We start from the raw sequence: 20,798 nt of genomic DNA, 5'->3' as shown, positions 1-20,798 counted from the left end.
CGCGGCGCAACAATAAGGTATGGCTGCGGAGAATTTCAGCGGACGGATTCCTTTGGTTGTGGGCGTCTTGCCCGACCAGCATGTGGAGGTGCTGCAAACGGCCCGGACGCTGGCAGAACAACTCGGCGTGCCGCTGGTTTGTGCGTACGTGGACGAGGCCAGCTACCTCGTGGAATGGGACCCTGCGCGGGAGACACACCGGATGTCGCTTCATCCGGAGAAGGATGACGAGGACGTCGCAGCTGTTCGCAGTGACCTGGGCAAGCTCATCGGCGAGGCCATGGATGGCGGCTCAGCGGATTGGACTTTGCGGTTGCTCGCCGGAGACCCCGCACGCGCGTTGGGCCGGCTCGCCGAGGACATCCATGCCTCGATGATCATTGTTGGAACGCCGGAACCTGGCCTGGGCCACCGCATTTCCGAGGCTTTGAACGGCTCGGTGGCGGCCTGGCTGAGCCACCACCAACGCCGGCCCGTGCTGATTGTGCCGCAGAGAAAGCCCCAGGAAGCTGGCCGTAAAAACTAAAGCGAAAGTACTTATTCGAGGTGGTGGCAATGCCGTCGCGCCCAACGTAGAGTGATTACTGCAGGACGGCGAAAGCACCTGCTCAAAGACCGCTCCGGAGTGCGTATCCCCCAATAACGCACTCCGGAGCTCTTTGTTTAACACCCAGAGGTGGCCGCAGCTACCTCATGAAGCAGCTACCTCACGAACGTGTACAGCAGCGCCGCCATAGCGAAGCCCACGATGGACAACACCGTTTCGAGAACCGTCCAGGTCTTCAGGGTGTCCTTGACGGACATGTTGAAGTACTTGGAGATGATCCAGAAGCCGCCGTCATTGACGTGGCTGGCAATGATGGAGCCCGAGGAGATGGCCACCACGATCAGGGCGAGCTGCGGCTGGGAGTAACCGGAGGCAAGGCTTGGGGCCAGGATGCCACCGGTGGTTACGATCGCCACGGTTGCCGAGCCCTGCGCAATGCGCATGCCCGCGCTGATCACGAAGGCGGAGAGGATGATGGGCAGGCCAGCCTGGGCGAGCGAGTCGGCCACAGCCTTTCCTACACCGGTAGCCGAGAGAACTGCGCCGAAGAAGGCACCGGCGCCAACAACCAGCAGGATCATGCCCACTGGACGCAGCGATGAACCGGTGATTTCGCTGAGTTCGGCGGAGCTCATGCCGCGTCGGATGCCCAGGAGCCACATGGCCAGCAGCACTGCGACGGTCAGCGCGATGGCCGGGTTGCCGAAGAACTGCAGGACGTCCCGGAATACACCGGGAGGAGCGAAGATGTTGCCGAACGTGCCGCCGAGGATGAGGATCATAGGCAGGCCGATGGCCAGCAGCACCAGTCCAATGGACGGCTCGTGGCCCTTGGCTTCCTCGGCCTCGGGGACAATCCGGTCCTCGGGAACATTGACCATGACGCGCTTGCCGATCCACGTGCCCCACAAAATACCGGAAGCGAACCAGGCCGGGATACCGCAGATGAGGCCCATGAGGATGATCCAGCCAAGGTCAACATGGAAAAGGCCGGCGGCAGCGACGGGTCCGGGGTGCGGTGGCAGGAAGGCGTGCGTCACGGAGAGGCCGGCCAGCAAAGGAAGTGCGTACAGTGCCAGCGACTTGCCACCGCGGATTGCAGCGACGTAAACCAACGGCGCCAGGACGAAGATACCAATATCGAAGAACACCGGGATACCCAGCACAAAGCCGGTGATACCCATCGCGAGCGGGGTGCCCTTTTCGCCGAAGATCTTCACGAGCCTGCCGAGCAGCACTTCCGCGCCACCAGACCGTTCTAGGATGGCGCCGAGCACTGTGCCGAGGCCGATGATCACTGTGATGTGGCCGAGGATGCCAGCGAAGCCCTTCTCAATCAGGGCGTCACTGCTCTTGGTGGCCGAGCCGACCAAGGCTTCCACTGAGACCCCACCCACCAACGCCACGATCACGCCGGTTCCCACCAAGGCGATGAACGGTTCGAGCTTGACCTTGATGATCAGGAACAGCAGGAGGGCAATGCCCGCGCCTGCCAGGAGGAGCAGGCCGGCGGTGTCGTGCCGCAGCCATTCGAGGAATTCATTCATGGGGGTTTCTTTCTGGGTGAGTCCTACTTGAGGGTGCCGGTAAACGCGGCGGCACGGGCCGCGATGTCTGCCCAGTTGCCTGCAGCTACTGCTGCGGGCGGGACCACGCTTGTGCCGCAGCATACTGCGGCAGCACCGGCGTCGAGGTAGCTCTTGGCGTTGGAAGCGTCGATGCCTCCTGAAGGCAAGAAGCGGATGCCCGGGTAGGGGCCCTGCAGGTCCTTCAGGTACACCGGCCCAAGCTGGCGGGCAGGGAAAATCTTGACGACGCCGGACCCAAGGTCAAGTGCCTGTGCCACTTCGGTGGGCGTCATGGCTCCGAGGCTGAACGGGATGCCGGCGGCCACTGCGACTGCTGCAACCTCGGGCCGGATGCCTGGTGTTACCAGGAACCTGGCTCCAGCGTCGATCGCTGCGCGGGCTTGGTCTGCGGTCAGGACCGTACCGATTCCGACGGCGGCACCGTGGTCCGCCGCGGTCTCTGCCGCGCGCTTGACGTGCTTGAGCGCATCCGGGGTGGTGAACGTCAGTTCCACGCTGCGGATGCCGCCGTCGGCCAGTGCCCGGCAGAGATCCGCGGCGTCCGTGATGGACGGAGCGCGGACCACGGCGAGGGTGCGGTCGGCTTCGAGCTGCTGGATGAATTCTTCAGGAGTCATTGGGTGGTACTGCTTCCTTCTCGGGTGAGTCCGTCACTGCTTCGACGCAGGGCACGGCCGGCGCGGGCACCGGTGGGCCGGCCGCCGTCGATCGCTGCTGCGCCGTTGACGAAGACGTAATGGATGCCGCTGGCGGCTTGGCGGGGATTCTCAAAAGTGGCTTCGTCGCGGATGGTTTCCGGGTCGAAGAGCACGACGTCGGCCGCGTAGCCTTCGCGGACCAGGCCCCTGTTGTGGAGCTTGAGTCGTGCGGCGGGACGGCCCGTCAGGTGGTGGACCGTTTCCTCGAGGCTGAGCAATCCGAGATCGCGGGAGTAGTGGCCGAGGTAGCGAGGGAAGGTTCCCCATGCCCGGGGGTGTGGCTTGGCACCGACCAGGAGGCCGTCGCTGCCGCCGGTGTGGGTGCGGTGCTTCATGATTGCCTGGACGTTTTCTTCGTGACCCACGTGTTGCAGGATTCCGGTGCCGAGGCGGTCTTCGGTGAGGATCCGCACGAAGACATCGAACGGTTCCTCGTTGGTCCCGGCGGCGATCTCCTTGATGGTCTTCCCGACATAGCCGGCGAGCGCCGGGTTCTGGACGCCGCTGATTTCCAGGGTGTCCCACTCGGCAACTACGCCATGGCATCCGTCCGAGCCGTAGATCTCCACGGCTTCCCGGATGCGTGCGTGGGTTTCGGGGTCGTTGAGACGGGCAAGCGTCGCTTCCGTACCTCCGGACGATGCCCAGCTGGGGAGGAGCGCGGAGAGCGTCGTGGCTCCGGGGAGGTAGGGGTAGGTGTCCAGGGTGATGTCCACTCCCTCATCAAGCGCGCTATCGATCAGCTCCAGGAGTTCGCCTGCCCGGCCCTTGTTCTCCGCGAAATTCATGGTTGCGTGGGAGAGGTGCAGGGCGCAGCCTGTGTCCCGGCTCAGGCCGATCATCTCGGCGTAGGCATCCAGTGCGCCCTTGCCGTAGGAACGGTGGTGCGGTGCATAGAAGCCGCCCAGCTCGCCGACAGTCCTGCAGAGGCCGGCGAGTTCTTCGGTCTGCGCGTACATGCCCGGCGTGTAGGTCAGGCCGGAGGACATTCCCACGGCGCCTTCCTGCATCGACGTGCGGATCACGTCTTGCATCTGCTGCTGTTGCTGCGGGGTGGGATCACCTTCTGCGAAGCCCATCACCATGGCCCGGACGGTTCCCTGCGGGACGAGGTAAGCGGCGTTGGTTGCGATCCGTCCTGTAGTGCCATCGTCGTCGGTGGCCTCGGCATCCAACCGATCCAGGTACTCACGCACGGTCCGCCAATTCCAGTCGAAGTCCGCCGGGTTGTCGTTCCAACCAGCGATCTTCTCCCGCACACCTGCAAGCGTGGCATCGTCCACTGGTGCGTAGGACAGGCCGTCCTGACCCAGCAGTTCCGTGGTGACGCCTTGGCTGAGCTTGGCGTAATGCTGCCTATTAACAAGCAGTTGCAGATCAGAATGCGCGTGCATGTCGATGAAACCAGGGCTCAGGACCAGGCCCGTGGCGTCGATGGTGCGATCGGCCCCGGTTTCGCCTGCGGTGAGGGTTCCGGCGTCGACGACGGCGGCAATCACCGCGCCGTCCAGCAGGACGTCCGCCGGGCGGCGGTCCGCTCCGGTTCCGTCCACCAAGGTGGCGTTGCTGATGAGGGTCTTCATGGCGTTCGTCCTAGAAGAAGGTATGGATGAGGTCGACGACGGTCTGGTCACCGTTGGTGTCTGCGAGTACCGGAATGACGGTCCATTTGTCGAAGGCTGTGCAGGGGTGGGACAGGCCCAGCCGGACGACGTCGCCCGGACGAACGGTGGTGGTTTTGGCATCGAAGGTCATGAAGCTGTGTTGATCGTTGACCGAGGTGATTTCGGCCCCAACCAAAGGCTCCATGGCTCCGCCGAGAAGCGGTCCGATGAACTGCGGCTCGGGCAGGCCTTCGTCGAACGGGAGGTCCCGCTTGCCGGCGTCGAGGATGGCAAGGCCCGGCTCTGTCTGCGAAACCACGCGTGCCCAGACATGCATTGCGGCATGGAATGGTTGATCGCCTTCCCGGGAAAACGGCGAGATTCCGCGGTAGAAGCCGTCGTCGTGGATGATGTAGGCGCCGCTGCGGACCATGAGGTCCACACTGGGGCCACCAGTTTCGGCGCCGGTGCTGATGCAGGGAGACAGGACTGTGACGACGTCGTCGAAGTAGGCGCTGCCACCGGCTGTAATGATCACCGAGCCGGAACCATAGAGGCCTTCGGCGAGCAGTTCCTCGTGAAGCAGCCGCATCTGGGCGAGGTAGCCGCGGACGGCGCCCAGGCCGGCGTCGTCCGCGGTGTGCGCGAGCGAGCCTTCGTAGCCACTGACGCCTACCAAACGCAGGTTCGGTGAGGCGGAGATCGCGCGGGCAACCTGCATCGCAGCGTCAACGCCCCGGGCGCCTGTCCTGCCGCCGTGGGCCCCGAGCTCCACGAGGACATCCAGCACGGCGTCGCTCCCGGTGAGCACGCGGTTAAGACCTTCCACCGTTTCCACGGAATCCACCCAGGACAGGATGGGCGCTTCGGCAGTGGCGTTGGCTGCGACCCACTCGATGGCGTGCGGATCCGTGAGGCTGTTGGCGAGCTGAAGGTTTGCGACGCCGAACTCGCGGGCTACGCGAAGCTGCGCGAAGTTGGCCAGGGTGATGCCCCAGGCGCCGCGGTTGAGCTGTTCAGTCCAGAGCTGCGGAGCCATGGTGGTCTTGCCGTGCGGGGCAAGCAGCACCCCGTGTTCCTTGCACCAGTCAGCCAGGCGATCGGCGTTGGCCTGGAGCGCCGTGTTATCAAGTGTCAGCAGCGGCGTCTGCAGATCGCCCAGGGTGTGCTTGGCGGCGAGGAATTCGGCGTGCGTAATCCCGTTGGCGGTTGCCGGAACGGCCTTGTGCCGCCAATCAAGCTGACGGTTTGCAAGGCCGGCCACGGCGTGTGCCGAGATGGCTTCGGAAGTGTTCACGGGTTCATTCCCTTCGCGGGGCTGCGTTTTTGAAGCTGCGGTGTGGGGCTGTTCAGTATGCGATTCTCAGTTGCGTTGCGTATTTTGCAACGCTGGTTGCAAACCTGTTGGTGATATGTCTAACATGGTGGCGGACGGAGAGTCAAGACCGCTGAGAAGCGCACAACTAGTGGGAGAACGATGCTGTCAGCTGTATGCGTTGGCGAGACGATGGCCATGCTTACCCCAGTCCAAGCCGTTCCCCTGCACCAAGCCACGGAGCTCCACTGCGGGATCGGCGGTGCAGAGTCGAACGTTGCCATGGGATTGGCAGCCATGGGCCTGGACACGCACTGGGTCAGCCGGGTGGGCCACGATGGCTTCGGCACTCGCATTCTGGACGACCTCCGGGCGCACGGGGTGGGAGTCACCGGCGTCGAGGTGGACGAATCCCGGCCAACCGGCCTCTACGTGAAGGTCCCCGCCCAGGAATCAGATCCCGACGGCGGCAGTTCAGTTTTGTACTACCGGCAAGGTTCCGCGGCGTCGGCCATGGGACCCGGCACACTTTCCAATCCCGCCGTTTCCTCACTGCTGGAGAACGCAGCGCTGATCCATCTGAGTGGCATCACCGCTGCCCTGTCCGCGGAGTGCCTGTCTCTCTTGGAAGCCTTGCTGGCCGAACCGCGGAACGGGCGCATCGTCAGCTTCGACGTGAACTGGCGAGCCGCCCTTTGGGCAGGCCAAGACCGGTCCGTCCTGCAGCGCCTGGCGAACCGGGCCGACGTCGTGCTTGTTGGAAAAGACGAAGCCGAGCACGCCTTCGGCACCACAGATGAAGCCGAACTCCGCCGTTTGATGCCGGACCCTCAAGTGCTGGTCATCAAGAATGAGGCGATCAGCGCAATCTCCCTCGACCGGAGTGGCACGCGGGAAGAGGTTCCCGCACTGTCCGTCGCCGTCGTCGAGCCTGTTGGCGCCGGCGACTCGTTCGCCGCCGGTTACCTCAGCGGCATGCTGTTTGGGCTCGGCCAGAAAACGAGCCTGCGCAGGGGGCACGTCGCAGCAGCCTGCACCTTGACTGTTCATGGCGACCGCGGTCCCCTACCCGACGCCGGGGAGCTCGCGGCCATCCTCGATTCTTCGGATGAGGACTGGGCTGCTATCCATGTTGAAGAGGGACATTTCAACACCAGAACCGGAGCGTGACATCTTGAGCCAGAGCCTCATGCGGGCCATCGACCTGCTCGCAGAACTCGCAGCGAAGCCCGCCACCCTTGACGAGCTCTCGTCCAAAGCATCCGTGCACAAGACCACCGTGATGCGGCTCCTGCACGCCATGGAGGAGAAACGGTTCGTGGTGCGGGACGAAGAGCAGCGGTTCATGCTGGGTTCCAAACTGTTCGAACTGTCATCGCTGGCCCTGGAGCAGCGGGACATCCGAAAGGTAGCGCACCCGCACCTGGCCGAACTGAACGGGCGAACCGGGCACACCGTTCACTTGGCCGCGTTTGAAGGCAATGAGGTGGTGTACATCGACAAGTTCGAGTCACACCACCCCGTCCGCATGTACTCACGCATCGGCCTGACTGCATCGCTGCACTCGGCCGCTGTGTCCAAAGTCCTCCTCGCCGATATGCCGCGCAGCCGGCAGGAAAAGATTGCCGCGGGGCTGGACTACGTAAAAGTTACCGAGAACACCCTGACCTCGCCGGAGGCCCTGCTGGCCGAACTCGAGCAGGTCAGGGAACAGGGCTGGGCCCACGACAACGCCGAGCACGAAGCATTCGTGCACTGCATCGCGGCCCCCATCCGCGATGCCAGCGGCGCCGTTGTTGCCGCAGCCTCTTGTTCGGTACCGGTAGTAATGCTCAGCTATGAAGGCTTGCTTGAGCTGCTGCCCGACCTTAAAGCCAGCACCGAGGCCATCTCGAATGACCTCGGCTGGATCAGCCACGAAAGGAACTCAGCATGAGTGAAAAGACCGTAGTACTGACCGAAAACGCCCCCGCCCCGGCGCACGTATTCTCCCAGGGCATCAAGAAGGGCGGCATGTTCCAGGTCTCCGGCCAGGGCCCCATGGATCCCGCCACCAACCAGTACATCGGTGAGGGCGACGTCCGCGTCCAGACCCGTCGCACGCTGGAGAACGTCAAGGCCATCCTCGAAGCCGGCGGGTCCTCCGTTGAAGACGTCCTCATGTTCCGCGTCTACCTCACAACCCGCGATGACTTCGCCGCCATGAACGAGGTTTACGGCGAGTTCATCCGCGAGAACGTCCCCAGCGGTCTGCTGCCGAGCCGCACTACTGTCTTTGTTGACCTCCCCCACGAGGTCATGCTGGTGGAGATCGACGCCCTGGCTGTCACTGCCTAAGCCTGGCTGCGCCACTCACTTTCGTTAGAGCCACAGTTTCGGGCTGGCGACACCTATATGCGGGTGTCGCCAGCCCGTTTCTGTGTCCCCAGTGATTTTGCGCGTCGTCAGCCTGGGTGGTGGCTATCGGATGCGTTGCTTCACCGACGGCGGGACGGCCGGAACCCGCTGGCGCTTGGCATAGATCCTGGCTCGTTGGCTGGATAGAGCCAGGAGCACCAGGATGTCCGTGGCCAAGCCGGACAGGCCTGCCTCAAGCGTGAGATTGGTGGTCCCCGTGGAGGCGTCGATGGCCTGGACCACGATTGAGATGGAGCTGAGTCCCATCGCAATCACGCGCGCGCCGTTGCTGCCCAGGAATATCCGCCAGGCAAGGAACACTTCGCCGAGCCCGAAAACCAGGACGATCATAGCTATGGTGACGATTGCCGCCGTCGTGGCCTGTGGGTCAAGGTTGGCGTCCTCGACGGTGATGTTGCCACCCGAGCCCAGCAAAGTGACGGCCAAAGCAAGTGCAGCAAGGGCCCGGATGACCACGAGGAATGCGCCCGTCATGGTGGGTGCGGGGCGGCGGTCGCGGCTGTCCGTCCGACTGGCTGGCTGGTCGGCGGGGACGGGCACGCGGCGGGCGTCGATGATGGGCAGGTCGCCGTCTGTGGAGATGGAGTCCCCTCCTCCATTGCGCGAGTGGTATCCGGTGGAAAAGTCCTTGATGACGCGCACTGTCACGGCAGGTTCAGCAGCGGACACCGTTCGTACGATGTGGTCCCGCTCCACGTCCGTATTCTGCTCGATCTTGTGCGTGATCTGCAGGGTGAACAGGGAGAAGCCAACGCTGCGGTCGTAGGTGCCGGCGGCGAGCCAATCCACCTTGTGCCCGCCGGGCAGCATCCAGCCCTCGGGGCAGCGCCAAAAGCGGACATGGTGGCGCTTGCCGGGGTTGCTGTCCACTTCCTGCTGGTAGGCGAAGTCCTGCTGGCGGTCAAAGAGGTAGAGGGGGCTCACGGGGGCCTGGGTGTAACTCTGCCTCAAAAGCGTAGAGCTCACGATGCGCCGGCTGCTGGCAAAGGTAACGTCGTCCGCGATGGTCCACCCTGCGGCACGCATGATCGCGTGGATCTGCGGCTCGGTGCCCATGAGTGCCACGTTCACCGGGTCACCGAGCAGTCCGTCGCTGGTCCGGGCCCTGCCGATGAAGTAGCCGGGAACGTAAATGGTGGTCAGGATGCGGTGGAGGCGAGGCAGCAGCAGGTAGGCCAGGAAGGCCCAGAACACAAAGGAGAACCACACCTGGCCCCACCCCAGATGAAAGCTCTCCCCCACCAAAAGGAATGCCAGCCACACCGCAGCTGCTCCACCCAGGACGAAGAACGCGTGGTCGAGCCGGCTGTCCGTGACTCCTTTGTTCGGCGCTTTGTACATTCGGAACTCCCCCTGGGTGCACGTGCTCCTTAAGCTTCGCCTCCTGGCCTCAGCGTGTACACAGTCCCGGGCATTAAGGTTCGACGCCGAAACTTGGCCAGGTGCCGTCGTCGAACTTAAAAGCATTCCACTTGTGTCATTGACTCACCATTCCACTTGTGTCATTCTTTTCTTAGAAAGCGTGACCGGCATCACGCAATGACCTGCCAATGGAGAGAACAATGAAGCTCGAACACATCCTTCTTGGAGTCCTGCTGGAGCATCCGAGCACGGGCTACGACATCAAGAAGTACCTGGACACCCATGGCCGCTTCCTGCGTTCCAATACGCAGATGAGCCAGGTTTACCGCTCGCTCGGGAGCATGGAGAGCCAAGGTTGGGTGACCCACAGCGTGGACCCCCGTCCCGGCGCGCAGGACGCAAAGACCTACCGCGTCACTGACGAAGGAGCCACCGTGTTCCTCGATTGGCTCACCGGCCCGTACCACCCGGCCAGCCGTTTCCAGGACCCCGAACTCGCTGCCCGATTGTCCTTTGCCGGCTTCATGAGCGCCGAGCAACTCCTCCGGATTCTCGACGTCGAAATCCACACCCGCCAGGACGAAATCGCCAGGTACCGCAACCGTGACCGCAGGGAACAGTGGGCCCCCACCATCGCCTTCGACACCGAGCTCGCCGAATCGGTGGGAGAGCGCCTACACGTCATGGGTGCGAGCGCCATCGACGCCCACGTTGCCGGACTGATCAGCCTGCGCAAGGAGCTTCTGGATGGACAGCTCTCGTCCCGTTCGCTCACCGCAGTACCGGCGGAGCTGCAACCATGAAGGCCATCATCCTCATGTTCGACAGCCTCAACAGGCATATGCTCTCCCCTTACGCGGCGGACACGTTCGTAGATGCCCCCAACTTTGCCCGCCTGGCAGCAAAGACGGCGACGTTCGACAACTTCTATGCCGGTTCGATGCCCTGCATGCCGGCACGCCGCGAGATGCACACCGGCCGCCACAATTTCCTGCACCGCAGTTGGGGCCCGCTGGAACCTTTCGACGATTCCATGCCGGAGATGCTGGGAAAAGCAGGAGTGCACACGCATCTCGTATCAGACCACCCACACTATTGGGAGGACGGAGGCGCCACCTATCACCCGCGCTACACCACCTGGGAGTTCTTCCGTGGCCAGGAAGGTGATCCCTGGAAGGGTGTAGTAAATCCTTCCGGCGGAAGCCAGGACTGGCGTGCCGGGATGAAGCGACAGGACCTCATCAACCGCAGCTATATGCCCACCGAAGCAGACCACTCGCAGACCAAGACCGTGGACGCCGGCCTGCACTTCATCGATACGAACCATGAAGCAGACAAGTGGATGCTCCAGATCGAGCTTTTCGATCCGCACGAGCCCTTCTTCACCCACAGCAAATACAAGGCTTTGTACGAGCATGATTACGACGGCCCCGAATTCGACTGGCCGGGATACCAGAAGGTCACCGAACCTCAGGATCAGGTGGAGCACGCCCGCTACGAATATGCCGCTTTGGTCTCGATGTGCGACAAGTCGCTCGGACGGGTCCTGGATGCCATGGACCAGTACAACATGTGGGAAGACACTCTCCTCCTGGTGAACACGGACCACGGCTTCCTGCTGGGCGAACACGGCTGGTGGGCAAAATCCGTGCAACCATGGTTCAACGAACTCGTGCACCTGCCCATGTTCCTGTGGGACCCGCGCACCGGCGGCAAGGACACCCGGCGTGGAGCCCTCGCCCAGACCATCGACATCGCACCCACCATGCTGCGCTTCTTCGGCGTCGAACCTACGAAGGATATGCAGGGCCAGGACCTGGCCGCCGTGCTGCAGGACGACAGCGAAGTACGTGAAGCGGCCCTGTTCGGTATCCATGGTGGCCACGTCAACGTCACTGACGGCCGCTACGTCTACATGCGTGCCGCCATCGATCCTTCCAACGCACCACTGGAGGATTACACGCTGATGCCCACCCACATGCGGTCGCGGTTCTCCACAGCCGAACTCGCGCAATGGGAACCTGCGGAAGCGTTCAGCTTCACCAAGGGACTGCGGACAATGCAACTCCAGACCACCTCCATGATGAACTCATGGGTCCACGGAACCCTCCTGTTTGACCTGGAAAAAGACCCGCACCAAACGAACCCCATCATCGACGACGAGCTGGAACTGCGCCTACTGAAAACACTGGCCAAACTTATGCACGCCAACGATGCACCGGAAAGCCAGTTCCAGCGGCTCGGAATTCCTTTCGATTCCGAGCCCACAGCCCAGCACCTGCTCGCCGCCCGGCAAGCGGACAGGGCGCGGCTCGCTTTGGAACCCCTGCCTCCGATCGACAGCTTCGCCGACGGCGGAGCTGCCCTGACACCGCCCCTTCTGGAACTGCTCCAGGACGTCCGCGGCCGCGAAGCCGTGGAGAAGCACCTCCCCGACCTCATCAGCACTGAACTGGTTAACATCCCCGCCCAGCTCAGCCTCTATCAGCTCGCAGCCGTCATCCCGGTTTCCTCGAGCGCCCTCGGGTCCATTGCCGAGGAACTGGCTGCCGTCCCCACGGCGTAACTCCAAGCCAGTGACACATCCCCAACCCAGCCTGACAATGTAGACAGGACCTACAGCCCATGACCACCCAACCCAGCCCTGCCCTCGCCACGGAAGCTCCAGCAGAAGGAGCAGCCCAAGCCAGCAAAGTTCCCCACCGCTGGCGAAACCTCGCTGTCCTCACCGGCGTTACGGTCGTGGACAATACGGAAGCCGGCCTCAGCGCCACCCTGTTCCCGACCATTGCGGCGGCCCTGAAACTGCAGAGCAGCCACCTCGGCCTGCTGGCGGCACTCGGCAAAATCATTGCTGTCCCTGCCGGTCCGGCGTGGGCCTGGCTTGCCGGAAAGATCGGCCGACGGAAAGCGCTGATCGCCACCACCCTGGCCGGTGGCGTCTTCGGTATAGCGGCAGGTTTCTCCCAGGACTTCGTTCAACTGTTGATACTCAACACGCTGATGTCGGCGTCGATCATCGGTGGAAGCCCGATCGCCAACGCCATCATCGCGGACTCCTTCGATGACAGCCAGCGCGGCAAGGCTGCGGGCTACTTCTACGGGTTCATGAGCCTCATCAGTTCCTTCATTGCCCCGCTCATCGCATTGTTCACCGGTATTACTGACGGCTGGCGCTTCGGCATGTGGACCATCGGTGGCATTTGCATCCTTGCCGGCCTGCTGGTGGCACTGCTCCTGAAAGACCCCGGAGTGGGAGCGTCCGAGAAGCAGCTCGCAGACCTCAGCGGCCGCGAGCGCCTCACCCCGAAAGTCACTGTCCGCTCGGTGGCCTCCCTGTTCCGGATTCCCAGCTTCTCCATCATGATGCTCTCGCGCCTGCTCTCCGGGCATCTCCTCATCGCGATCTTCGGTATCCAGTTCCTCGTGGTGGAGCGGGGCTTCACCAACGCGGTGGCGGCCATCGTGCTGGTGCCCTTTGGGCTCGGCTACTTCGCCGGGACCGCTGGTGGCGGCTGGCTCGTCGCGCTCCTGGACCGGATCCTTCCCGACAGGGGCCGGGTTGCCTACCTGCAGGGCGCCCAGGTTCTCTTCGCCGCCGTCGCATTCTTCGCAACCCAATTCGACTACGACAACATCGGCATCTACAGCGCGTTCTGGGCCCTGATCGGCTTCGCCCAAGGAGCCAATCCGCCCGCCAACCGTCCGATCGTCGCGGCCGTCGTCCTCCCGGAACTTCGTGGCCAGGCCTTCGCTATCTTCCTGACCGTTTTCGAGACCATCGGGTGGGCCGTATTCTCCCTTGGAGCGGGCGCCCTGGCCTCAAGCCTCGGAATCCAGGCCGTGTTCCTCTGGACCCTGGTGATCCTCATGCTGGTCAACGCCGCAGTCCTCACCGCCCTCTACTTCTGCTACCCGCGGGACGTGGAGCGTGTCCGGAATGCGTTGGAGCAGCGCCGGCAGGAAGCACTGCACCAGGGCTGACTTAGGCAACCGCTCGGGCTCGACGTCGGCACTCAGGTGAGTGCCGACGTCGCGGTTTAACTTGTGGCGAGGTTGCCGACGCTGAGTTGTTTGTGGTCGATGAGCCACTCCAGGGACTCGCGGACCGCTTGTTCCGGCTCATACCGGGGTGCGTAACCCAGCAGGGACTTGGCTTTTTCAATGCTGAAGCAATGGTTGCGTGAGAGATGGTTCCAGCTCGTATCCGCGTGCCCAAGTGCGGTGGTCCTGCGGAACTCCTCCCAACTGACTGGCTCGAAGCGAGGTTCCTTCCCGAACCACGACGCAGCGATCCCAACGTATCCGCGAACTGTCAGTGCGGTGGGAGCAACAATGTTGAAGTCCTCCCCGGCGGCCGCTTCACGTCGCTGGATGGCCTTCTCGAAGGCTTGCGCGACGTCGTCGGCGTGCACGTGATGCATCAGCTCCGTGCCACTTCCGGGAACCTTTAGCGGCCGGCCTGCGGCGATCGTCTCCCACACGGATGCGTCGAGGTTTCCAAGCGGTCCGATCGGCAGCCAACCAGGTCCGACGATGTGGCCGGGGTGCAACGACGTAGTAGCCAGTCCGCCGGAAGCCGTCTCTTCCTTCAACATGCGGGCTATAGCGAGCTTCTGGATGCCGTACTCATCGGTTGGGGCAGCGGCAGAATCCGAGCCCTCCGCGATGGGCAGCTTCATGCTGGCGCCATACCGCCAGATAGAACCGCAATGCAGGAGGTGGCCTACCTCGCCGCGGAGTCGGTTCACCAGCGCGGTGGCGGAGTCGAGCGTAAAGCAGACCAGGTCAATCACGACGTCGGCACCCAGTTCCACGATCCGGTCACCAAAGATGCCGTCCCGGTCCTCCTGCTCCCGGTCCGCTGTGACCTGGCGGACCTGCTGCCACTCGGGTGTATCGGTGTAGGGCCTGCCGGATTCCGCGGCTGATGTTGGTCACTTCATGGCCGGCGTTGACGAGCCTGGGCACGAGGAACGAACCAATGTGGCCACTGCCGCCGATGACAACTATTTTCATGGGTAACCTTCGCTTTTTGGGCGTGCTTGGGTTGGAGTTCCAGAGTAGTTCCTCTGTGCAGGCGCGGCGTGGGCGGCCTCACTTAAGCGGGGACTGCGGAGACATCACACCACGATTGGCCAGCAACCTGACGACTCACTTCTCCCAAGCTCGACAAACCCCATGCCCTCGTGACTAGCATGAATACTCCGGGCAAGCCCGGGTACGTGACCTCTTGAACGACCCCCTCGGACGGTCGGCGTTGACGCGGCGACCACGTAAAGGAGAAAGCTGTGCGGGAGCCTGTAGTCAGCGAGAGCCTGTCAGAAACCAACGGGAATCCAGAGGAAACAACGGAGGATCCGCAGGAAACGCAACCCGAGGAAACCGCCACAGAGTCACCCGAGATCACGTTTGACGAACAGTTCTATCCCGCCCGCCCGAAAGCCCTCCGGCCGATCGCCCGACGCCGGCAATTCTTCGCAGCCAGGCCCTCCTTGGAATTCGATGGGCGCAATCCGACGTATGTGGACTGGCTTCGCAACCAGTCGATGCTCGGCGATGCCAACACCATGGCCCGGCAACTCTCTGGCCAGGCCAGCATGTGGCAGAACGCCTACGCCCGACCAAACCCGCGGGCGGCCGTGGAGCGTGCGCCTGTGTGGTTCACGGCCTACCCTCTCTCCTTCATTACCCGCGAGGGTCAGTCATTTCTGTCCGCGTTAGGAGAGCCGGGCCTCTGGAAGGCGTTCCGGGAGATCGGCATCCGCGGACTCCACACTGGCCCCGTAAAGCTCGCCGGAGGCATCAGCGGGTGGTCCCAGACGCCCAGCGTGGATGGCCATTTTGACCGCATCAGCATGGCGATCGATCCGGCGTTCGGCACGGAGGAAGAATTCCGCCGGATGTGCGAAGTCGCCGCAGATCATGACGGGACGGTCATCGACGACATCGTGCCCGGCCATACAGGCAAAGGCGCCGACTTCCGTCTCGCCGAGATGAACTTCCGGGACTACCCGGGCATCTATCACATGGTAGATATCCCCGAGGAAGACTGGCACCTGCTGCCCGACGTTCCCGAGGGCGAAGATTCAGTGAATATCAGTCCAGACGCCGAGCAGGCCCTGCAAAAAGCGGGATACATCATCGGCAGGCTCCAACGCGTGATCTTCTACGAACCCGGGGTCAAGGAGACCAACTGGAGCGCCACCAGGCCGATCGTGGATACCACAGGCAAAACCCGTCGCTGGGTGTATCTCCATTACTTCAAGGCCGGGCAGCCATCCATTAACTGGCTGGACCCTACCTTCGCCGGGATGCGGTTGGTGGTGGGCGATGCGTTGCACTCCCTCCTGGACCTGGGCACCGGTGCCCTGCGGCTGGATGCCAACGGCTTCCTCGGCGTGGAGAAGAGCGCGGAGGAACAGCCGGGCTGGTCGGAAGGCCACCCCCTGTCCGAGGCAGCGAACCAGCTCATTGGCTCCATGATCCGCAAAGTGGGCGGGTTCTCCTTCCAGGAACTCAACCTCACCATTGATGACATCAAGGCTCAGTCCGAGTCGGGCCCGGATCTTTCCTACGACTTCATCACCAGGCCCGCCTACCACTATGCGCTGGTCACCGGTGACACCGAGTTTCTCCGGCTGACCCTTCGATTGGCCATGGAGATCGGTGTGGACCAGGCCCTCCCTGGTGCATGCGCTGCAGAACCACGACGAACTGACCTACGAACTGCTTCACTTTGCCGCTGGACACAGGGAAGACATCTTCGAGCTTGGGGGCGAAGAACTGACCGGCGCCGAGGTTGCCGAGAAGGTCCAGAGCACCCTGCGGGAACGCCTCACCGGTGAGAACGGGCCCTACAACGCGGTCTTCACGACCAACGGCATCGCCTGCACCACGGTCAGCTTCCTCATGGCTGCGCTGGGAATCAAAGACCCGGACTCGATAACACAGGAGCAAGAGGCCCAGGTCCTGGATGCCCACGTACTCCTGTCCATGTACAACGCGCTGCAGCCTGGGGTCTTCGCGCTTTCCGGATGGGACCTCACCGGCATCACCGCCTTGGATCGGGAAACAGTCCGGGAGCTCACCTCGCAAGGCGACACCCGCTGGATTAACCGCGGCGCCCACGACCTCATGGGCACCAGCCCCGACGCCAAGACCTCCCTCGCCGGCATGGCGCGGGCCCGGAGCCTCTACGGTCCGCTGCCTGAACAGCTCAAGGATCCAGCCTCCTACGCCCGGCGCCTCCAGCAGATCCTAAAAGTAAGGGAAGAATCAGGGATCGCAACGAGTACCTTGCTGGACGTGCCCGACGTTTCCAACCGCGGGCTGCTGGTCCTGGTCAACCAACTCGGCAGCGGCGAGCTTGAAGTCACGGTTCTGAACTTCTCCGACCAGGACATCGCAGGCAGCATCCAGTCCTCGCACCTTGTCCCTGGCGCAAGCGTCCACGATCTCTTCAGCGGCGAAAACGTGGGGCAAGTGGATGACCTTGGCAGCTTCTTCCTTGAGCTGCGGGCGTTCCAGGGGACCGCGCTGGTTCTGAAGGAAGCCGAGACCGAATAGAACCCCGACGTCGGCACCCGCGTAAGTGCCGACGTCGGGGTTAGGTTTCCTGCCGCCTCGCCAGCGCTACGGCTCGGCAGTGGTGAACAGGCGCCGGACGATGCTTCCATTTGCCAGCGCATCCAAGGCTTCATTGATCTCGGACAACGGTTTGGTGTCGGTATGCAGCAGTTCCACGGGCAGTCGCCCTTCCCGCCACATCTGGATGTAAAGCGGAATGTCCCTGGTGGGCACCGAATCTCCCATGTAGGACCCCAGCAGACGTTTGCCCATGCCGGCGAACTGGAGGGCCTGGACGGTCAGGGTTTGGTTTGGGTCAGGTAGGCCCACCGATACGAGAGCTCCGCCGCGCGCCAGCAGTGAGAGACAGGTTTCCATAACTTTGGCGTGCCCCACTGCCTCGATTGATACGTCAACGCCCTCGTCCGTGTGGGCGGCGACCAAGTCGGCGGCCTCATCGGGCCCTGCCGCGTAGTCGGCGCCGCAGCGCAATGCGAGTTGCTGTTTTTCTGTCAGGGGGTCAATGGCAATGACTGTTGTTCCGGGTATTTGCGCTGCTGCCATCACGGCCATTAGCCCGACCGCCCCTAGACCGAACACAATGACTGACTGGCCTTCCCTTACTTGGGCGGTGTTAATTACCGCGCCGACACCAGTGAGCGCGGCGCAACCAAACATGGCGGCCACATCCATGGGCACGTCCTCATCGATCACCACAAGGGATTCGCGGGCTACGACGGCATACTCGGCGAAAGCAGAAACACCCAGGTGATGGTTAATGCGTTCACCTGAGCTGCCAATGAGCAGGGCATCACCGTGGAGCAGGTCGCCTCTGGTATTTGCGTCGCCACCCCGTGGACATAACGCCGGGCGCCCAGCGCTGCACACCGAACAGGTACCGCAGCTGGGCACGAAAACGATAACGACGTGGTCTCCGCGCTTAAGATCGATCACGCCAGAGCCGACTTCGGTAACCGTACCCGCAGCTTCATGGCCCAGAACCATTGGAAGGGGTCGGGGTCGGCTTCCGTTGACAACGGAAAGGTCCGAGTGGCACAAGCTCGCACGCTCGATTCTCACCTGTACCTCCCCCGCGCGCGGTTTTGGACGTTCAAGCTCTTCGAGTTTGAGGGGACTGCTGTCCGCGTATGGGTACGGGGCGCCAGCGCGGCGGAGCACGGCGCTACGCATCGCCACGGCCTTCATACGTTTCAATGGTTCGGCTATTCAGGCGCGGAAGGATCTCGCCAATGGCCAAGGTCTTGAAGTGTTCGTACGTTCGGTGGGCGGCGAAACCAGCTGCATCGGTGTACTTCTCCAGGATCACGAAGTGCCCTGGATCGTTCACGGATTGAAAATAGTCGTAGGCCAGATTCGCCTCCTCCTGACGGCTGGCTTCCGCCAGCTTGCCGAGCAACCCGGCGACTTCCTCTACTTCTTGGGTGATGGCGTGATAATGGGCAATTACTTGGAAGTGCGTCTCTGACATTCCGTTCCTTGTCTTATGGGTTGAGTATCAGTTTGTTGACGTTTCGACGCTGTCTCGTCCGGCCAGATCCCATAGCTCGGCAGCGCTGGTGGAAACCGCTTTGGCACCTTCCCTCAGGGCCCTCGCCACATCGCCGCCCGTACGGATGAAGCCGGCAGCAACGAAGGGGGTGAGGCTGCTGAGTTCTGCCGGTGAAAGGTGGGCGATAACGGGCCACGGCATCACCTGGACCAAGTGGGGTTTGCTCTGTTCAACAGCCCCGGTGCTGCGCGGCAGGTTGGACCGGTCCGTCACGAAGACCTTCTGCATTGTCACCATTTCCATGGTGTTGGCGCGCTGGATCAAAGCCGTCTTGGTGCTGACCAATCCCTCAGTGCCGATCTTCTTTAGATATTCCACGGCGCCCCGGTCCTGCCCCAGCCCGGAGCAGGCATCGATGTTCACAAAAGTGAACTTGCCGGCAGCCGTCAGAGAGTGAAGCAGTCCTTCAAGCTCATGCAATGCCACATGGGCAAGGATGCACACCTGACATCCTGAGCTGAGAAAGCCTGGCACCGCGTCGACGCCGAATACGGAGCCGATCACAGGATTGCGGCTGAGCCGAAGGTCCAGTTCCTGTGGAAATTCAATCATCTTTGGATCCTCGTCGTTGTAGGCGGGTCACCTGCACAGGCGCACGCTAAAGACCCAGTTTGCCCGGGTTCAGAAGGTTCTTGGGATCCAGCGCACCTTTAACCGCCCGGAGTACTTCGAGCCCTCCGCCCAAGGACGCCTCCATGTAGGGTGCGCGCAACAAGCCAACGCCGTGATGATGGCTTAGCGTCGCCCCATGCCGGATGATGACTTTGTTGGCGGCGTCCCACGCGGACCTGTACCACTTGGCACGTTCATCCACTTCAACGTCGCCGCGCAAGGAGAAGTACAAACATGCTCCATCAATGTACGCGTGCGATTGATGCGCGGAGCCTGCGAGAGTACCGGGTATGGCGGTGAGTGCGTCGACGACTTCGGTATAGATGGCGGGCAATTCCTTCCAGTTGCCGATCATCTCCAAGGTGTCGGCCACAAAACCGGGTCCTCGTTTGAAACCCTCGGCACTCTTGCCCGTGAGGTACCTGGTATCGAGCCATCGCTCGAAGATCATTTCTCCGTTGAGCTTGCTACCCGTTGCGGCGCAGACGCGTTCACTGATTACCATCCCTGCATCCACTAGTTCCTGGGTACCCTCATCTGCCACCAACAGGACGTTGGTATCCGGCAGGTCGAATTGCACGCCACTTTCAAGGTTGTCGTATAGGCGGAGCGCGGGCCGGCGTTGCCCCCTGCTGCATTATTTGCCGACATGCTTCCAGCCCTTCGGCGAAGGTCGCGAACCCATAGGCAACCGCACGGCCGTAATCGGGCAGCCGATGCAGTTTGAGACGGACTTTGGTGATAATGCCCAAAGTTCCTTCCGACCCGATGAAGAGCTGGAGCAGATCGGGACCGACGGCGGCCCGGGCACCATTGCCTACACTGATCAGTTCCCCGTTAGCCAGAACCACATCGAGTCCGTGGACCATGTCCTCGATCTTGCCGTAACGCGTGGAAAGTTGGCCGGCGCCGCGGCAGGCGACCCACCCACCCACTGTGCTGATGGCATAAGAGGAGGGCCAATGGCCCATGGTCATGCCGTAGTTGGCCTGGATTGTCTGCTCGAAAATGTCCCCAAAGACGCCGGCCTCCACTTCAACGATCTGGCTCTCCTCATCGAAGCTGATGATTTTGTCCAAGCCACAGACGTCCAACACGAGGCCGCCGGCAATGGGCAGCGCCGCACCGGTGACGTTGCTGCGTCCTGCCGAGACCGTTACCGGTATGCCCGATTCCGAGGCTATCCTCATGATGTCCTGCACCTGCTCAACGCTGGAGACGTGGACAATCACGGCGTCCGAAGTCGCTGGCTGCCCGCCCGTTTCTGCAATCATTGTTCCGGCCCACCAGTCGCGGGTACCGTCCAGCACTTCTTGGGGTTCAGTGACAATCCTGTCCGCGACTGAAGCCAACTTCTCCAGAATGTCCGTGTTGATCGCGGCTGGGTTTGCGGAGTAGGCAGCCTTACCGTCAAGGGACCCCAAGGTCTGGGCGAAGTGTGGCTGAGTCGGCGCACCTACAGTGTAATTGCCTCGGTTGTAGCCGCGTTTTACTGCTTCCTTGCTGATCATTGT

Annotated in this window: 15 protein-coding genes and 3 pseudogenes; 8 read left to right on the top strand and 10 right to left on the bottom strand. The window is 62.5% G+C overall.

The annotated features are described in order from the left end of the window. Positions 1-19 precede the first annotated feature (19 nt). Positions 20-526 (top strand): universal stress protein, encoded by a 507-nt coding sequence (locus LDP01_RS12960; protein ID WP_224092804.1) that lies wholly within the window; start codon positions 20-22, stop codon positions 524-526. A gap of 176 nt (positions 527-702) precedes the next feature. On the opposite strand, the gene LDP01_RS12955 is transcribed toward LDP01_RS12960, so the two are convergent. Genes LDP01_RS12955 through LDP01_RS12940 form a run of 4 tightly spaced genes read right to left on the bottom strand, consistent with a single transcriptional unit; the run spans position 703 to position 5,735 of the window. Then, entirely contained in the window at positions 703-2,094 is a 1,392-nt protein-coding gene (locus LDP01_RS12955) for a GntP family permease (RefSeq protein WP_224092802.1), read from the bottom strand. 23 nt (positions 2,095-2,117) lie between these two features. Further along, entirely contained in the window at positions 2,118-2,753 is a 636-nt protein-coding gene (locus LDP01_RS12950) for a bifunctional 4-hydroxy-2-oxoglutarate aldolase/2-dehydro-3-deoxy-phosphogluconate aldolase (RefSeq protein WP_224092796.1), read from the bottom strand. Further along, the gene (locus LDP01_RS12945; RefSeq protein ID WP_224092794.1) at positions 2,750-4,417 is read right to left on the bottom strand and encodes an N-acyl-D-amino-acid deacylase family protein; all 1,668 of its coding nucleotides are present in this window, start codon (positions 4,415-4,417) and stop codon (positions 2,750-2,752) included. Before LDP01_RS12945 ends, LDP01_RS12950 begins: the two co-directional genes overlap by 4 nt. Positions 4,418-4,427: 10 nt before the next feature. Continuing rightward, positions 4,428-5,735, bottom strand: coding sequence for an alanine racemase (locus tag LDP01_RS12940; protein WP_224092793.1), 1,308 nt, complete (start codon positions 5,733-5,735; stop codon positions 4,428-4,430). Between the two features lie 180 nt (positions 5,736-5,915). Here LDP01_RS12940 and LDP01_RS12935 point away from each other — a divergent pair, with 180 nt between their 5' ends. Genes LDP01_RS12935 through LDP01_RS12925 form a run of 3 tightly spaced genes read left to right on the top strand, consistent with a single transcriptional unit; the run spans position 5,916 to position 8,090 of the window. Beyond that, the gene (locus LDP01_RS12935) at positions 5,916-6,923 is read left to right on the top strand and encodes a sugar kinase (RefSeq protein ID WP_224092791.1); all 1,008 of its coding nucleotides are present in this window, start codon (positions 5,916-5,918) and stop codon (positions 6,921-6,923) included. Further along, entirely contained in the window at positions 6,883-7,689 is an 807-nt protein-coding gene (locus LDP01_RS12930) for an IclR family transcriptional regulator (RefSeq protein WP_224092790.1), read from the top strand. The genes LDP01_RS12935 and LDP01_RS12930 overlap by 41 nt, the downstream gene beginning before the upstream one ends. After that, entirely contained in the window at positions 7,686-8,090 is a 405-nt protein-coding gene (locus LDP01_RS12925) for a RidA family protein (RefSeq protein WP_024818727.1), read from the top strand. Before LDP01_RS12930 ends, LDP01_RS12925 begins: the two co-directional genes overlap by 4 nt. 123 nt (positions 8,091-8,213) lie before the next feature. On the opposite strand, the gene LDP01_RS12920 is transcribed toward LDP01_RS12925, so the two are convergent. Continuing rightward, positions 8,214-9,512 (bottom strand): LssY C-terminal domain-containing protein, encoded by a 1,299-nt coding sequence (locus LDP01_RS12920; protein WP_224092788.1) that lies wholly within the window; start codon positions 9,510-9,512, stop codon positions 8,214-8,216. Positions 9,513-9,733: 221 nt separating this feature from the next. On the opposite strand from LDP01_RS12920, the gene LDP01_RS12915 reads away from it, so the two are divergent. The 3 genes from LDP01_RS12915 to LDP01_RS12905 are packed head-to-tail and all read left to right on the top strand — an operon-like array spanning position 9,734 to position 13,517. Further along, on the top strand, positions 9,734-10,336 hold the full coding sequence (locus tag LDP01_RS12915) for a PadR family transcriptional regulator (protein ID WP_224092783.1): 603 nt from the start codon (positions 9,734-9,736) through the stop codon (positions 10,334-10,336). Continuing rightward, entirely contained in the window at positions 10,333-12,099 is a 1,767-nt protein-coding gene (locus LDP01_RS12910; RefSeq protein ID WP_224092781.1) for a sulfatase family protein, read from the top strand. The genes LDP01_RS12915 and LDP01_RS12910 overlap by 4 nt, the downstream gene beginning before the upstream one ends. A gap of 59 nt (positions 12,100-12,158) precedes the next feature. Further along, positions 12,159-13,517, top strand: coding sequence for an MFS transporter (locus LDP01_RS12905; protein WP_224092779.1), 1,359 nt, complete (start codon positions 12,159-12,161; stop codon positions 13,515-13,517). Between the two features lie 56 nt (positions 13,518-13,573). On the opposite strand, the pseudogene LDP01_RS12900 reads toward LDP01_RS12905, so the two are convergent. After that, positions 13,574-14,552, bottom strand: a pseudogene (locus LDP01_RS12900) (NAD-dependent epimerase/dehydratase family protein). A 386-nt stretch (positions 14,553-14,938) separates the two neighbouring features. Here LDP01_RS12900 and treS point away from each other — a divergent pair. Next, positions 14,939-17,102 (top strand): annotated as a pseudogene (treS, locus tag LDP01_RS12895) (maltose alpha-D-glucosyltransferase). A gap of 66 nt (positions 17,103-17,168) precedes the next feature. On the opposite strand, the gene LDP01_RS12890 reads toward treS, so the two are convergent. The 4 genes and pseudogenes from LDP01_RS12890 to LDP01_RS12875 form a co-directional block, all read right to left on the bottom strand. Further along, complete coding sequence (locus tag LDP01_RS12890) at positions 17,169-18,293, bottom strand: alcohol dehydrogenase catalytic domain-containing protein (protein WP_224092778.1); 1,125 nt, start codon at positions 18,291-18,293, stop codon at positions 17,169-17,171. Further along, positions 18,286-18,591, bottom strand: coding sequence for a putative quinol monooxygenase (locus LDP01_RS12885; protein ID WP_216924558.1), 306 nt, complete (start codon positions 18,589-18,591; stop codon positions 18,286-18,288). Before LDP01_RS12885 ends, LDP01_RS12890 begins: the two co-directional genes overlap by 8 nt. A gap of 27 nt (positions 18,592-18,618) precedes the next feature. Further along, a complete protein-coding gene (locus tag LDP01_RS12880; RefSeq protein WP_216924556.1) occupies positions 18,619-19,224 on the bottom strand; it encodes a glycerol-3-phosphate responsive antiterminator in 606 nt (201 codons plus the stop codon). A 46-nt stretch (positions 19,225-19,270) separates the two neighbouring features. Beyond that, positions 19,271-20,795: pseudogene (locus LDP01_RS12875) on the bottom strand (FAD-binding oxidoreductase). Between the last annotated feature and the right edge of the window lie 3 nt (positions 20,796-20,798).

This window comes from Arthrobacter sp. StoSoilB13, assembly GCF_019977255.1.
In the GTDB taxonomy this organism is placed as follows: Bacteria; Actinomycetota; Actinomycetes; order Actinomycetales; family Micrococcaceae; genus Arthrobacter.
The sequence above is the reverse complement of the archived record's forward strand: the minus strand, read 5'-3'. Positions and strand labels throughout refer to the sequence as shown.